The 13,145-nt window shown below is 68.3% G+C and carries 13 protein-coding genes and 1 tRNA gene; 2 read left to right on the top strand and 12 right to left on the bottom strand.

Features of this window, described 5'->3' with window-relative positions; genetic code table 11:
* Positions 1-2 precede the first annotated feature (2 nt).
* The 3 genes from RB628_RS07055 to RB628_RS07040 form a co-directional block, all read right to left on the bottom strand.
* Positions 3-584 (bottom strand): hypothetical protein, encoded by a 582-nt coding sequence (locus RB628_RS07055; protein WP_318319427.1) that lies wholly within the window; start codon positions 582-584, stop codon positions 3-5.
* A gap of 77 nt (positions 585-661) precedes the next feature.
* Positions 662-762, bottom strand: a tRNA-OTHER gene (locus tag RB628_RS07050).
* Between the two features lie 937 nt (positions 763-1,699).
* Positions 1,700-1,882 carry a hypothetical protein gene (locus RB628_RS07040; RefSeq protein WP_318319425.1) on the bottom strand — a complete coding sequence of 61 codons (183 nt, stop codon included), beginning with the start codon at positions 1,880-1,882 and terminating at the stop codon, positions 1,700-1,702.
* 132 nt (positions 1,883-2,014) lie between these two features.
* On the opposite strand from RB628_RS07040, the gene RB628_RS07035 reads away from it, so the two are divergent.
* Both RB628_RS07035 and RB628_RS07030 read left to right on the top strand, forming a co-directional pair.
* Positions 2,015-2,836 carry a helix-turn-helix transcriptional regulator gene (locus RB628_RS07035; protein ID WP_318319424.1) on the top strand — a complete coding sequence of 274 codons (822 nt, stop codon included), beginning with the start codon at positions 2,015-2,017 and terminating at the stop codon, positions 2,834-2,836.
* Positions 2,833-3,045: a DUF397 domain-containing protein gene (locus RB628_RS07030; RefSeq protein ID WP_318319423.1), complete on the top strand. Its 213-nt coding sequence runs from the start codon at positions 2,833-2,835 to the stop codon at positions 3,043-3,045. Before RB628_RS07035 ends, RB628_RS07030 begins: the two co-directional genes overlap by 4 nt.
* 157 nt (positions 3,046-3,202) lie before the next feature.
* Here RB628_RS07030 and RB628_RS07025 read toward each other — a convergent pair whose 3' ends face one another.
* The 9 genes from RB628_RS07025 to RB628_RS06985 form a co-directional block, all read right to left on the bottom strand.
* Complete coding sequence (locus tag RB628_RS07025; RefSeq protein ID WP_318319422.1) at positions 3,203-3,469, bottom strand: hypothetical protein; 267 nt, start codon at positions 3,467-3,469, stop codon at positions 3,203-3,205.
* Positions 3,466-3,723 carry a hypothetical protein gene (locus RB628_RS07020; protein ID WP_318319421.1) on the bottom strand — a complete coding sequence of 86 codons (258 nt, stop codon included), beginning with the start codon at positions 3,721-3,723 and terminating at the stop codon, positions 3,466-3,468. The genes RB628_RS07025 and RB628_RS07020 overlap by 4 nt, the downstream gene beginning before the upstream one ends.
* A gap of 66 nt (positions 3,724-3,789) precedes the next feature.
* Positions 3,790-4,866 (bottom strand): peptidoglycan-binding protein, encoded by a 1,077-nt coding sequence (locus tag RB628_RS07015; RefSeq protein ID WP_318319420.1) that lies wholly within the window; start codon positions 4,864-4,866, stop codon positions 3,790-3,792.
* A 77-nt stretch (positions 4,867-4,943) separates the two neighbouring features.
* Positions 4,944-6,584, bottom strand: a complete 1,641-nt coding sequence (locus RB628_RS07010) for a hypothetical protein (RefSeq protein WP_318319419.1) — start codon at positions 6,582-6,584, stop codon at positions 4,944-4,946.
* 3 nt (positions 6,585-6,587) lie between these two features.
* Positions 6,588-7,412, bottom strand: coding sequence for a hypothetical protein (locus RB628_RS07005; RefSeq protein ID WP_318319418.1), 825 nt, complete (start codon positions 7,410-7,412; stop codon positions 6,588-6,590).
* Positions 7,412-8,509 carry a hypothetical protein gene (locus RB628_RS07000; protein WP_318319417.1) on the bottom strand — a complete coding sequence of 366 codons (1,098 nt, stop codon included), beginning with the start codon at positions 8,507-8,509 and terminating at the stop codon, positions 7,412-7,414. Before RB628_RS07000 ends, RB628_RS07005 begins: the two co-directional genes overlap by 1 nt.
* Positions 8,510-8,520: 11 nt before the next feature.
* A complete protein-coding gene (locus RB628_RS06995; RefSeq protein ID WP_318319416.1) occupies positions 8,521-9,528 on the bottom strand; it encodes a hypothetical protein in 1,008 nt (335 codons plus the stop codon).
* A 14-nt stretch (positions 9,529-9,542) separates the two neighbouring features.
* Positions 9,543-10,880, bottom strand: coding sequence for a phage distal tail protein (locus RB628_RS06990; RefSeq protein ID WP_318319415.1), 1,338 nt, complete (start codon positions 10,878-10,880; stop codon positions 9,543-9,545).
* Positions 10,881-10,882: 2 nt separating this feature from the next.
* Positions 10,883-13,111: a phage tail tape measure protein gene (locus tag RB628_RS06985; protein WP_318319414.1), complete on the bottom strand. Its 2,229-nt coding sequence runs from the start codon at positions 13,109-13,111 to the stop codon at positions 10,883-10,885.
* Positions 13,112-13,145 lie beyond the last annotated feature (34 nt).

The raw sequence follows: 13,145 nt of genomic DNA, 5'->3' as shown, positions 1-13,145 counted from the left end.
GACTACGCGGCAGCGAAGTCGATTTGGTGCGCCTTGCCGGACCGCAGGAATCCCGCCTTCGCGTACATGGCGTCCAGAATTTCGAGCCGCCGGTTCGCTTCAGCGTGGCCGACCCAATAGCGCTCGTTCGGCTCACCCCACGCGGCCACGTACGCCGTGTGCGTGTAGTCGCCGGGCACGTAGTCGTGGTGTTCCTTGTCGGTCTGGTGAATTACCGAGACACCGACGCGCTCAGCGATGCGGGCGAGAAGCTGCGGTTGCGCGATCATCGCGTGCATCATCTCGTCCACGGGAACGGCGACGGGGATTTCCGTCATGTCCTCGTCCTGGCCACCCATTTCGTACACGGCAGCCTTGAGGGAAAGGGTGCGAAGCCCCTCCGTGAGAAGCGGACGCTTGTCGGCGTCCAAGTCCCAGTTGGCGATGACGGGAAAGCCCGTAAAGCAGGTCCATGCTTCGTCGTACTTGAGCGCGGCAGCCGTGAAGGCGTCGAACTCCGGGTCAGCCTCAATGGCCGACATGATCTCTTTCGCTCGCTCCGCCACGCTTTCAGCGGAGGGAAGCGCGTAAGTCGAAATACTCACTCCTGCACTCTCCTTGTCGGTTGCGTGCACTTGCTGACCCGTCCGGCTGCCACCGTCTACAGACAGCCGGACGAGAGTCCCCTTGCCCGGACTCGAACCGGAGTCTCTGGCTAGTACGTGGCCGTTCGACTAAAAGCGATCACCTAGCCGGTGTTGTGCCTGACTCAACTACAAGGGGGAGTCAATGCCCGCCCCTGCCGAGAATTCCGATAAGAAGCGGGGGAGCATCTTTCCGGATACGTTCGGCAGGGGCGGAGTTTATAGAGTTACTCGAACCGTTCCCATGAATGCCCGCCCCTGTGTTGCTCATGCAACCAACAAGCGTCTTCTCTCGACGGGCATTTTGAAGAGCAGTACGGTTTGCGCTGAACTTTGATGTCGCTGCCGTCTGCACACCATGTGACCCATGCGGCCCCGTCTTCTTCGCGTGGCCCCAGGTCGAGCAGTAGGGCAACGTGATCGACGTACGGGTGTTTGTCGAGTTCGCACGTTACGGTGTCCGGCACGGTGTCTTCGCGGCTTCGGGTGTTGGGGAATTCAAGAGCCGCTTCACGCATGCCGTCTGGCACGTCGAGCGTGTTCCCGCATTCCGACACCATCGTTAATGCCCTCACGTCGTCACCCGCGTTACCTGAGCCGGTTGAAGGTCGGTCGGCATTCCGCTGACGGTCAGTTCCGCGAAGTCCACGAACGAGCGCCGGAAGTACAAGTGCCCGGTCACTTTCATGTGGTCGCGCATCCAGTCGTCAACGTCAGTCGGGTTGTTGTGCGTCCCTGACTCAGCCCCGCAAGCTTCTTCGGCACCGGCTACGCATGACGCGGAGTATTCGGGCTCAACCATCGGGTCTTGCCGAGTCTCATAAGGAACCCAGCGGAGAATTTTCCCGACAGCCATCAAAGCCCCCCATGGCTACGCTCGTTCAGATCAGCAACGGGGCCGCTCAAAGCACTCGACAAGGAAAGGGGCTCGATGTGGTTCGGGTGAACGTCCCACTCGCGTCCGCCTTCAAGGGGCCGAAGTTGCGCGTACGGACCTTCGTAGCCCATGACCTTGCCGACTCGGTCTGTCCTGGTGTCTCGGGCCATGGTGCCGACGGGGGCACGGTCAAGAGGCTTCATGGGATCAACCGCCGGAGTCCGGTCTTCATGCGGCGAAGGTCAACGGTGTGCGGGTCGGCGTAGCCGTCACGCGGAACCCACGTCGGCGCGAGTCGCCAGAAGCCCCCCACTCTGATCAGTTCCGCCAACTCCGCCACGTCGTCCGGCGTGCTGGTGGTTGGTCTGGTCGTGCTGGTCATGGTCGGTTGCCGTGCCCTTCGCGTCTCTGCTGCTCTCTGTGACTTCCCACTCACACCATGGACCGCTGACGCGTAGGCTCGACAGGGTAAATCGGTTTCCAACGAACTTGGAAAGACGGGTGAGTTGAACAAGTGAGCGAAGTGTCAGAGCCCGCGAATGGCCTTGAGTGGTTCGGGAGGGAGCTACAGGCAGCCTTAGAGCACAAGGGAGCCACGCAACAAGAGTTGGCCGATGCCACCGGCTACAAGGCTCCGTATGTGTCGAAGGTCAAGAACGGCAAGGCAATGCCGTCGCTGCACTTCGCACAAGGCTGTGACCGGTTCTTCAACACGAGTGGGTACTTCGCGCGGTTGCTCGTCAAGATCTCGCAGCAGGGACACCCTGAGTGGTTCGTGCCGTACCTCGAACTTGAGGAGAAGGCCGCTCAGGTTCTCGACTTCTCGTCGTTCCTCCTCATGGGCGTACTTCAGACGCCGGAGTACGCGGAAGCGCTCTTCCGGGCGGCCCACCCCCGGGACACGGACGACGTGATCAAGCGGAAGGTTGACCTTCGTCTTCAGCGTCGGTCTGTGTTGGAACGGCCGAACCCGCCCTTGTTGTGGGTGGTGCTGGACGAGTCGTGCCTACGCCGGGAAGTCGGTGGTCGTGACGTCATGCGGGGGCAGATGGAACACCTAGTGATCGACGCTCAGAGTCCGCACATCACGGTGCAAGTACTTCCATACGACTCCGGCGCCCCTCCTGCTGCCGAAGCCTTTACGCTTCTGACGTTTGATGACGACGACACGGCACCGGTTCTCTACTCGGAGGCTCAGGGGGTGGGTCGCGTGATCGACTCAGCGTCTGTCGTGAGTACCGGCACCGACCGTTACGAGCGTCTGCGCGCTGACGCACTGTCCCCAGGGAAGTCCCTCCGCGCACTGCACGAAGCGATCAAGGAGTACGCACGATGAGCAACACGACGGACGGGCCCATGCATTGGGTCAAGTCCACTTACAGCAGTGGCGACGGCGGGCAGTGCGTCGAGTGGTCCCCCGCTTACGCGATAGCTCACGGTGTCGTTCCCGTGCGGGACAGCAAGGTTCCCAACGGCCCGACGCTCATGCTCTCGCCGACCGGCTTCGCCGGACTGATCGCCTTCGCCCGAAGCGTCGACGTGTAGTCCTCCCACGCAGAAGCCCCGACTTTCCTGAGGCGTAGGAAAGTCGGGGGTTCCTTGCTGTCTGTCGGGGCTCTGGTGGTTGGGTTGGGATCTGCTGCGCAGAGACGACAGAACGCCCCCTGTACGGCCAAGGCGTGGCCGTACAGGGGGCATTCCTCTATCGGGCGGTGGCGAACTGCCATATGGACAGGGCGAGGCCGAGCAGGGCGACCAGGGCGGCGAGTGACGGCAGGGGCCACCTGTTGCGTTCGAGGGCGTCGAGGCGGGACTCGTGGTCAGTGAGCTGCCGGTCGGTCTGGTCGCCTCGCTGAACGAGCAGGGCGAGGCTTCCGTCGACACGGGCGAATCCGGTCTCCATCGTTCCTCGTAGCTTCTCCAGCTCGACGGCGACCGCGGCCGGGTCGGACGGGGTGGGGATCGTCACTGCGCGCCCCCGTCGGCGTCGTCGACCAGGCCGAGCCCGAACCGGTCGAGCAGGGTCTCGACGGTGGGCGAGGCCATGACGCGGGCCACGATGCCGGCGACGCCCGCGGCGGACACGGCGGCGCCGACGATCCACGGGGCGGCGACGGCGAGGTCGGAGTCGGCGAGTAGGGCGGCGAGGGCGGGCAGGACGGCGGCGACCGCGGCGAGGGTCTGGAGCGCGGTACGGATGGCGCGCTTGTTCTTGGCGTTCATGGGGGGCCTTCCGGAAGTGAGGGGCCCGCCCGGCGAGGTGCGCGCGGGCGGGCGGGGCGGGGATGATCAGGCGAGCAGGCGGGCCCACGTCTGTGGGCCGGGGTAGCCGTCGGCGTCGGTGCCGGTCCACCCCTGGGCCTTTTGGAACGCGCGGGTCGCGTTGCGGTCGGCGTCCGACCACTTCGGGCCGGGACCCACGCTGTAGAACCGGCCGTAGCCGCGGGCGACCAGGCGCTCGCCGAGCAGGGTCACGTATTTGTTCGACTTGCCGGCGCCGAACTTGGCGCGGCCGGGGAACGGGGTCTTCGCCGTCGTGGTGCTCTTGCCGGGCAGGGTGCCGAGCAGGGTCCGCAGTGAGGATTCCCCGGGCACTCCGTCGGCGTCGGTCCCGGAGTAGTCGAGGGAGCGCTGATAGGCCGTGTACGCCTCGGTGTCGGCGTCCGACCATGTCGGGCCGGGGCCCACCTTGTAGTAGCTGCCGAATCCCCTCTTCACCAAGGCCTCGCCGACGCGGGTCACGTGACGGCCCTTGGCGCCGTAGCCGTAGGTCAGGCCGTTGATGGTGACCTGGTAGCGGGCGACGCTCGGCACGGTGCCGGACGTGCCGCCCTGCGGCGTGGTGCCGCCCTTGGGCGGCTCGTAGCCTGCCGCGGGCATGCCGGCCTGCACCCATGCGTACAGCTTGGTTCCGGGGCACTGTGTCGCGATGCCGTCGCGGTGCCCGCGCTTGGCGAGGGTGCGGCCGGTCTTGCGGCACGCCTCGTCGTACAGCGCGCGGCATGCGGCGAGGGCGGCCTGGCTCGGCTCCTGGTCGCCACCGACGGCGATCTGTACGCCGATGCCGGACACGTTGTGTCCGGGGCAGTGCGCGCCCTGCCGGTTCCATCCGCGGCCCTCGAAGATCTCGCCGGTCTGCGAGACGACGAAGTTGTATCCGATGCCGGCCCATCCGTTGCCGAAGTGCTCGGCCTCGATGGCGCGCGGGATGGCGTAGCCGGTGCGGGTGATGTGGGACGCGCCGTCGTAGTGAACGAAGAACTCGGTTCGGCTGCTGAGCGCGACGGTTGCGGGGCCGTTGCTGTTGGGGTCGTTGTCCCACGGCTTGGCGCCCCACGTGGCGCGGCTGATGATCGAAACGGACACGGGCTGTCTCCAGACATGAAAAAACGCCCGCGGCGCGGTGCCGGGGCGTGCGGGTGGGGTGGGGTGGGGTGGGGTGATCAGGCGGCGAGGGCAAGAATCGGGATGTCGTGGTCGGCGAGGGCGGTCGACGCGGTCGGGCTCACGGTGGTGGGTAGCGTGCTCTGTGCTGCGATGTACCAGGCACGCGCGAAGAAGCTCGCCCCCATGGCGAAGTTGGCCGTGGCGACGGGGGCCTCGTTCTGCACGTGGTAGAACGAGAAATCAGCGGTGCCGCCCACGGTCATCAGCCACGCGACCCAGTACCGGCCGGGGGTGAGCGTCGTCGAGGCGAACGTGAGCGGCACGGCTCCGATGTGGCTGGACACCATGGCGGGGAGCGACCCGGATTCCTGGCCGGCCATGGTGAGCGCGACCGCGGACGACGCGACGACGCGGGTTCCGTTCTCGCGGTAGATCCCGGCCATGTACCGGTTGGTGGTCACTCCGCCGTACCCGCGCGCGAACATGACGGCCTTGGTCACGGTGGTGTCTTCCGTGATGTTGAAGCCAGTCAGGTAGAGGCGCTGCGGGGTGAGGTACTTCGCGGTGGGGTTGGCCACTCCTCCGGGGTCGAGCGACCAGGCGGCGAAACCGAGTGCCTGCGGCGTCCAGACGTTCCGCGGCGCGGTGGCCGGGGCCTGCGCGACGGGGATACGGCCGGTGCTGTCGAGGCCGGCGACGCCGTTCGCTGCACCCCGCGCGGTGGTGGCGAGTGCGCCCACCTGGGCGGCGGTGTAGGTCGGGCGCTGGCCGGTGGCGAGGATGCCGTCGGTCCCCAGGGTGGCGACGCCGGACGCGGCGCCCTTCTCCGCCGTGGCGACGGCTGCGACGTCGGCGGCGACCAGGTCGACGTTTCCGTTCGCGTCGGGGCTCTGGCCGTTGACGGTGGCGACCTCGCCCCCGCCGCTGATCTCGGGGAGCTGGGCGGCCGGGACCTTGCCGGTCGCGTCGAGTTGGGCGATGCCCCCGGGGGAGCCTGGCGCGGTGTCCGGCACGGCGTTGACGGCCACGGCGTCGAGGACGACGTCGGCTTCGCTGATGCCGTTGACGGACTGCACGACGCCCGGGGCGCCGGCCTCGCCCTGGTCTCCCATATCGCCTTGGTCTCCCCTGTCGCCCTTCGGGCCGACCAGGGAAGCGAGCCACTGCGCGCGGGTGCCGCTGTAGCCGGTGGCGACGGCGACCTCGTACGCGTCGTCGCCCTCGGGCCCCTGCTCGCCGGTCTCGCCCTGGGGGCCGACCAGCGAGGCGAGCCACTGGGCGACGGTCCCGACGAATCCGGCCTCGACGGCGACCTCGTACGCACTGTCGCCGCGTACGGCGACGTAGTTCGGCGTCGAGGGGTCGGTCGGCGCGATGTCGGCGAGGTCGACCTCGGGCGTCTCGGCGGGCAAGAGAACCTGATAGACGCGGTTCATCGCGACGCCGGCGAGTTGTTCGGCCACGCTGTACGACCAGTCGGCGGGGTTCATGCCTGGGGCGTCGGTGGCCGGTAGCGTCACCTCGAACGCGCCGGTCGCGTCCAGCGAGGCCGTGACGGGCCCGCCGAGGATGACGTCGAACTCGCCGAAGGTGACCATGCCGGGGGCCCGGAAGATCACTTGCCCGGTGAGGGGTTGGCCGCTGGGGGTGAGGAACCGGCCGGTCACGCGGACGGTGGGGATTCCCTCGGGGAGCATCGGTCATACCTCCTCGGTGGCTGCGGCGGTGGCCGGCTCGGCGGACGCGGCGTGCGCCGCGGTGGTGGCGTCGACGGGGGTGTCGGGCCGCTCGTCCTCGGTGAAGGTGTTCCGGGTGTAGGCGCTGTACAGCCTGGTTTCGACGTTCTGACTCGCGGACTTGGCGCGGTGGTCGACGCGCAGCGTGAAGTACGACAGGAACCGCAGGCCGTCGAGGGGGTACTCGACGGTGTGTCCCGTCCATGCGCCGGCCGCACAGTCCCATTCGTCGAGGGTGGTCTCGGTGCCGTCGTGGGTGAGGACGACGCGGGCCTGTCCCCCGCCGGTGTTGGCGTACGTCGACGTGCGCACGTACAGCACGGCGTTGTGGGCGGGCGTGGTGCCCACCCATGCCGAGTCGTAGCCGGTGCCGGTGTAGGACTGCCGTTCGGTGGGATGGAGTTGCACGGGCATCCACGGGCGGCCGAGGAATTCGTCGCTGTAGTAGTCGTCCATCACGATGACGTTCCGGTTGCGGTCCCACATGCGGACCATCTGTCGCGGGGCGTCGTCGTCCGGGTAGGAGTTGGCGCCGATGGCGAACGCGACCTGTCCGGAGTCGCGCCGCATGGCGGTGTAGTAGTCACCGACGCTCGCCGACTGGCCGGTCTCGAACACGGCCGTTCCGTCGGGGTCGCGCAGGATGAGCCGGCCACCCTCGCCGATCACGACGTCGCCGTTCAGTACCTCATTGAGGGCGGGGCGCATCTGCGCGCGCCCGCGCAGGGTGCGCACCTCGCGTTCGAGGGCGGCGAGTCGGTCGAGGACGTCTTGCGGGACGTACGCCATCAGGCGGGTACCTCCAGGTAGAGCTTTGCCGTTTCGGGGCGGCCTCGCTCGGGCGGGTTGATGGACAGGCCGACGACGCGGTATCGGGCGTCGAGGACGTCGGGGTGCCACAGGTCGCGGATGCGGACGCGGACGGTCGCGCCGAGCAGGGCGGGGGTCACGTTGCTGCCGAGCAACACCTCGACCTCGGGTATCTGCACGGGGCGCCGGGCGGCGGTCCAGTCGGCGCGCGCGTGGTCGTCGAGGGTGGCCTGTTGCTGCACGGTGGTGTAGTCGGACGATCCGTCGAGGCGCGGCCACCCGGCGGCTATGTCGTCGTCGGCGACCAGGCGCTCGGACATGAGCGGCACGGAGTCGGCGGCCTGGTTGGTGTTCACGGTCGCGCCGCGGGACTGCCACCCGTTGGCGAGGCCCGACGCGTCGTGCGGCCACGCATACGACAGGATCGGGCCGGGGTGGTCGAGCACAATCTCGGTGGTCCCGGTACGGATGACGGGGTGCCCCAGGACGAGCCGCTTGACGTGGCGGCCGTCGCCGTCGCGGTAGCTGGCGATCCGCCACTCGAAACCGCGCTCGACGGCGGCGAGCTGGTCGACAAGGTCACCGACCCACGGCAGATCGAACCGTGAGAACTCACGGTCGCGGGTCACGCCGGACGGCTCACCGTCGTACGTGATCCCGATGTTCCCGCCGGGGGTCGACTGCACGTAGTCGAGCAGGCCGCGCACGATGTCGAACTGGTCGACGCCCTGGGCGACCTGGGTGTCGAGCAACAGCCGGCGGTACAGGTAGCTTTCCCACCCGCCGCACTGAATGCCGGCGGTGAGGAATCCGCGCGAGGAACTGGACAGGGACAGCGTCCACAGGATGCCGCCCCACCAGATCTCGCGCCCGCGCTCGACCCATACGCCGGTACGGCCAGGCAGCAGGGCGCGGCGGGCGCGCTCGGCGATCGCCCGGTTCGGTATGGGGATGTTGCCGGTCAGCCGGCCTGTCTTGCCGATGAAGTCGTCGAGGCTGACACCCTGCACGGGCAGAGCGTCGACGACCTGGTCGGACCGTAGGTCGGTGAACAGGAACCGGTACGGGGTCTGCACGCGCGCCCCCTTCACTGCACGAACGTCGCGGAGATCCGCAGGCCCGTGTCTTTTTCGAGGGCGTTGTCGGTGCGGGACGGCCCGCCCCCGGCCCATGTCCGGATGGTCATCCGGCCGTCGCCTCCGATGGCGCACGCACCGCTGCCGTACCCGTTCGAGGCGGTCGCCTCGACCAGCAGCGCGGGGCGCCACCCGTCGGGCAGCGTGGCGACCAGGGTGTCGGCGAGGTTGTTGTTCGCGAGCAGGGTCGCCCCCGTGCGCGACCAGTAACCGAGGATCTGCACGACTCCGCCGCGGCGGCGGGCGCTGAAGCTGCTCAGCGACCAGCCGGACGCGGTGGTCAGTCCGCCGCTGGTCGTCTCGACGGCGCGCTCGGGCGGCCGGTAGGTGTCCCATACGCTCGTGGTGGCGTTCCAGCGTTCGAGGGTGCCGTCGGCGTCGCGGTACTGCCCTTCGTACGCGCCGTCGAAGCTGAGTCCCCATCCCTGCGGGATGATTCCGCCCACGGCGGCGGTGTACCGGCGCCGGTCGGCGAGGGCGGACGACCAGTCGATACCGCCCACGCCCGCGGACGCGCCCGCGGGAATGGTGACGTCCCACAGGCGCAGCGAGCAGGCGGGCAGCGTGGGCGCGGTCGGGGTGGCGGTGGCCTCGCCCTCGACGACCTCGATACGGGCGAGGGCGTTGTCGCTCTCGTCGAACAGGCCGTCGTACACGCGCAGGATCACGGAGTCGATACGCGCGAACTGGGCGTTCCCGTCGGCGAATGTGACGGTCTCGGGCGCGTCGACGGCGACCGGATACGCGCCCTGCGCGGTGGTGCCCTGCACGGCGGCGCGGCCGATACCGAGTTGCAGTGTCATGGCGCCGGCGCCGGTCGCGGCGAACGGGTTCCCGCCGGGGATCGCTCCGTCACGGGTGCGTGTCTCGTCCTCGGGCGACCAGGTGCCGACGGGCGCGAGCCGCGTGTCTTCTCTCGTCTGCCCCAGGGGCAGCAGCCATGCGGGGCGCACGGTCACGGTGGGGTGTCTCCTTACCAGTAGGCGGCGCGGTAGCGCACGACGGCGGACGCGGCCGGGTCGGTGCTGCCGGGTGCGGCGCGGAACATCAGGGGGGTGGTGCCGGGCCCAAACGTGAACGTCTGCTCGGGGACCGACCTGGTCGTCGCGGTGTAGAGCCGCGAGGCGGTGGAGTTGAGGACGACGGTCCCGGCGAGGGTGTCGACGACCAGGACGTCGCCGGCCGCGAGGGGGAGGTCGTATTCGAGGACGTCGCCGGTCGTGATGTTCGTCAGGCTCGGCGCGGTGACCGGGCCCCGGAACTCGATCACGGGATGCGTGTCCGCGCTGCCGGTGTTGACGACCGACAGGCGGCCGGTGCTGCCCGGGGTGCCGAAGTCGAGCGGCCACGCGAGCACGCCCGCGGTGGTGCTGATCCGCAGCGAGGACGTGCCGACCGTGACCGGTGCGGCGAGGGCGGCGGGGAAGGTGACGACGGGCTGTACGAACGCGGCGCCGGCCGGGGCTGTCGCGGTGAACGAGGCGGCCCCGGTTTCGCTGGTCGAGTCGGCGACGTGCTGGCCGGCCGCATCCCACCACCGGAGCGTGACCAGGGCGGCCGTCCGGGCGGCGAGGTCGGCGCCGAACGTGACCTCTTGACCGGCGGTGGCCGTCCATCCGTGGTCGCTGGACTCGGCGGCCCACACAAGCTCGCCGAACGCGGTGAGCGGCTGCACGGACACGGGGCCGGTGTCGTCCCCGGTGATGACCGGATCGCCGTCCGTCCACCAGCGCCAGACCTCGCCGACGCCCGCGGCCTGGTCGGCGGGCAGTACCTCGACCGCGGCGGCCTCCCACTTCAGACCGTCCTCGGACACGGGCAGCATGGCCCGTACGGACTGCTCGGCGAGGGCGTACCGGCGCGGGTCGGTGGCGACCCACTCGATTGCGGCGTCGGTGATCGTCCCGACGCGGTATCCGAGCGTCGTAGGGATGGCCCGGCGGGTTGCTCGGGCGTAGGCGAGCAGGGGCCCGCGCTCGTCGAGCCACGCAACGAGGGGGATCTCGTCGACGCGCGGCGAGGTCGCCGCGGACAGCCGGCCGACAACCTCGCCGATCTGCGCGCGCGGGGCGCGCACGACCAGGCCGTCGACTCCGACCGTGCGGGACTGGGCGAGCAGTTGGCCGGGGAACGCACCGTGCGCGTCGGCGCGCTCGACCGTGCCCGAGTCGAGGGGCGGGAGGTCTTCCCACCCGGTGAGGGTCTTCCACCGGTACGGCGTGCCGGGGCCGAGCAGCAGGTCGCCGTACTGGACATGACCGGGGCGGGTGACCAGGGCGCCCGCGGCGCTGAACGTCGCAAGATCAACCATGGTCACCCCCTCGCCTTGGCCAGCCACGCGAGCGCGCGGGCGTTGTCGTCCGGTGTCCCGTTCTCCGCGGCGTGCCAGTGCTCGATGTGCACTCCGCTCGACGACGCGGCGAGGGCGCCCGACGGGATGCCGGCGACGGCCGGGACAGCCGGCGGGGCGACCAGGTTGGACATGGCGCGGTCGAGGGCGCCCTGTCCGGCCCGGATGCCCTTGACGACACCCGCGGGAATCCAGCGGCCAACGCTCTTGGCCATGACTCGCGAGGGCGAGTTGATTCCGAGTGCTTTCGCAATCGGGCCCGGTATCAGATCCTTTGCCCAACTGATCAGCGTGGATTTCAACCATGAGCCCATGGACCTGATGCCGTTCCACAGGCCGCGCACGACGTCGGTTCCCTTGCCGTACAGCAGTTGCTTCAGGGAGCCGATACCGTCAGAGATTCGCTTCGGTAGGCTGCGGACCCACGCGACCATTTCGCCGGCCTTGTTGACCGTTGCCGTTTTGATGTTCTGCCAATGGCTGACGATCAGGCCGAGTAGAGTCCACTTGAGGAATGCGTTATGCAGCATTCTGGGGATGCCCTTGACCCAATTTACGACGGCATTCCATCCCGCTACGGCGCCTGATTTGATGGTTGCCCAATGCTTGATCAGCAGGCCGATAAGCGTAAAGTTCGAGAATGCGGCAATGGCCATGTCCTTAGCCCATACGATCTTTTCGACGAACCAATTCCAGAGGGCTAGGGTCCACTTTTTGACGTCATCCCAGTATGCGATGATCAGGACGACGAGTGCGCCGATGGCGAGGCCGATCCAGCCGATCGGGCCCATACCGATGATCCATGCTTTGGCCATCTGTGCGCCCGTAATGAGGGACTGAACTCCGAGCGCGGTAATCGTCGGGATCACTACGGCGGCGATGACCGCGGCGAGGGCGGTAAAAACCTCCGAGTGCTCGCTCACGAAAGAGAAAAGGGACGACAGGACAGGCAGGACGGTGTTACCGATGAACTCGGTGAGCGTCTGCATCGCGCCGCGTTTGAACGCCTCGATCTTGGCGCCGGCGTTGTCGCGCAGACTGTCGCCCATCTGCGAGGCTGCGCCTCCGACCTGCCCCAGGGTGTCGACGGCCTTGGACGGGTCCAGCGCGTACAGCGCTGCTTGCATGTCCTCGGACTTGGTCTTGAAAAGCGAGACGGCGAGGGCGTTGCGTTCGGCAGGGTCCTTGATCTGCCGCATGGCGTCAAAGACCTTGTCCAGTGCGGCCGACGCCTTCGGGCCACCCTCCGTAAAGGCGGCCTGCATTTCCTTTCCGTTCAGGCCGATGGACGCGAAAGCCTTGTCGACTTCCGGCCCGCCACCCTGCACGGTGAGCAGGAACTCTTTAAGGGAATCCGCGACGACGTCAGTGTCTCGGGCGCCTGCCTGTAGACCCTGCGACATAAGGCCCGTGGCCGTGGTCGCGTCAAGGCCGACATTGCGAAAAATCGTCGAATACTCGTTGAACGTATCCGCGATGTCGTCGGCCCGCGGGCCCATGTTTTGCAGACCCTTGGTCAGTACGTCAAGGGCCTCCGTGCCGTTCTTCGCAAGTCCCGTCTTGAGCATCTGCCCGACCGCATTCGCCGTCTGGCCGAGATCCAGTTCGAACGTTGACGAAAGGTCGCTGACCTTCGTTGCGATGCTCTGGATCTGCGCATTGGTCGCGTCCGGCGGGGCGATACCCGCGCGCATGGTCGCCGATATCGCGTCGGCCGCACCCTGGAAATCTGCGGTGACGGCGTCGGCGTACATGGCGCCGGCTATCTCGCCGTACTTCTTGGCCTCCGCCGGCGTCGCGCCGAGCTGGGCGCCGAGCTTGCCCGTGATCTGCCCCTGTTCGAGGGCCTGACCGAAGCCGGTCATGAGCAGGGCGCCCGCGGCTACGCCGATTCCGGCGAGGCCGATTTTCAGACTCGACGACAGGCGATCGCGGAGACTTCCGCCGGTCGCCTCGCCGATACCGGCACCGGTCGATTGGAACTGCCCGCGGGCGTTGCGGATACGGCCGTCTGCGCCCTGGGTGAGTCCGTCGCCGAGCGCGGTCCCGGCCTGGCGGCCGGCGCGGTCGGCGTCCGATGCGATGGTCGTCCCGGCCGCGCGTACGGCCTGCTCGGCGCGGGAGAGTCCGGCACCGACGCCGGACTCGTCAACGGTGATCGTGGCGAGCAGTTCGCCCACGGTCAGCGCCACGGCCTCACCTCCTTGGGTGGGTCCGGCCGTGGTG

It is taken from the genome of Streptomyces sp. ADMS (assembly GCF_033441795.1).
In the GTDB taxonomy this organism is placed as follows: domain Bacteria; phylum Actinomycetota; class Actinomycetes; order Streptomycetales; family Streptomycetaceae; genus Streptomyces.
The sequence above is the reverse complement of the archived record's forward strand: the minus strand, read 5'-3'. Positions and strand labels throughout refer to the sequence as shown.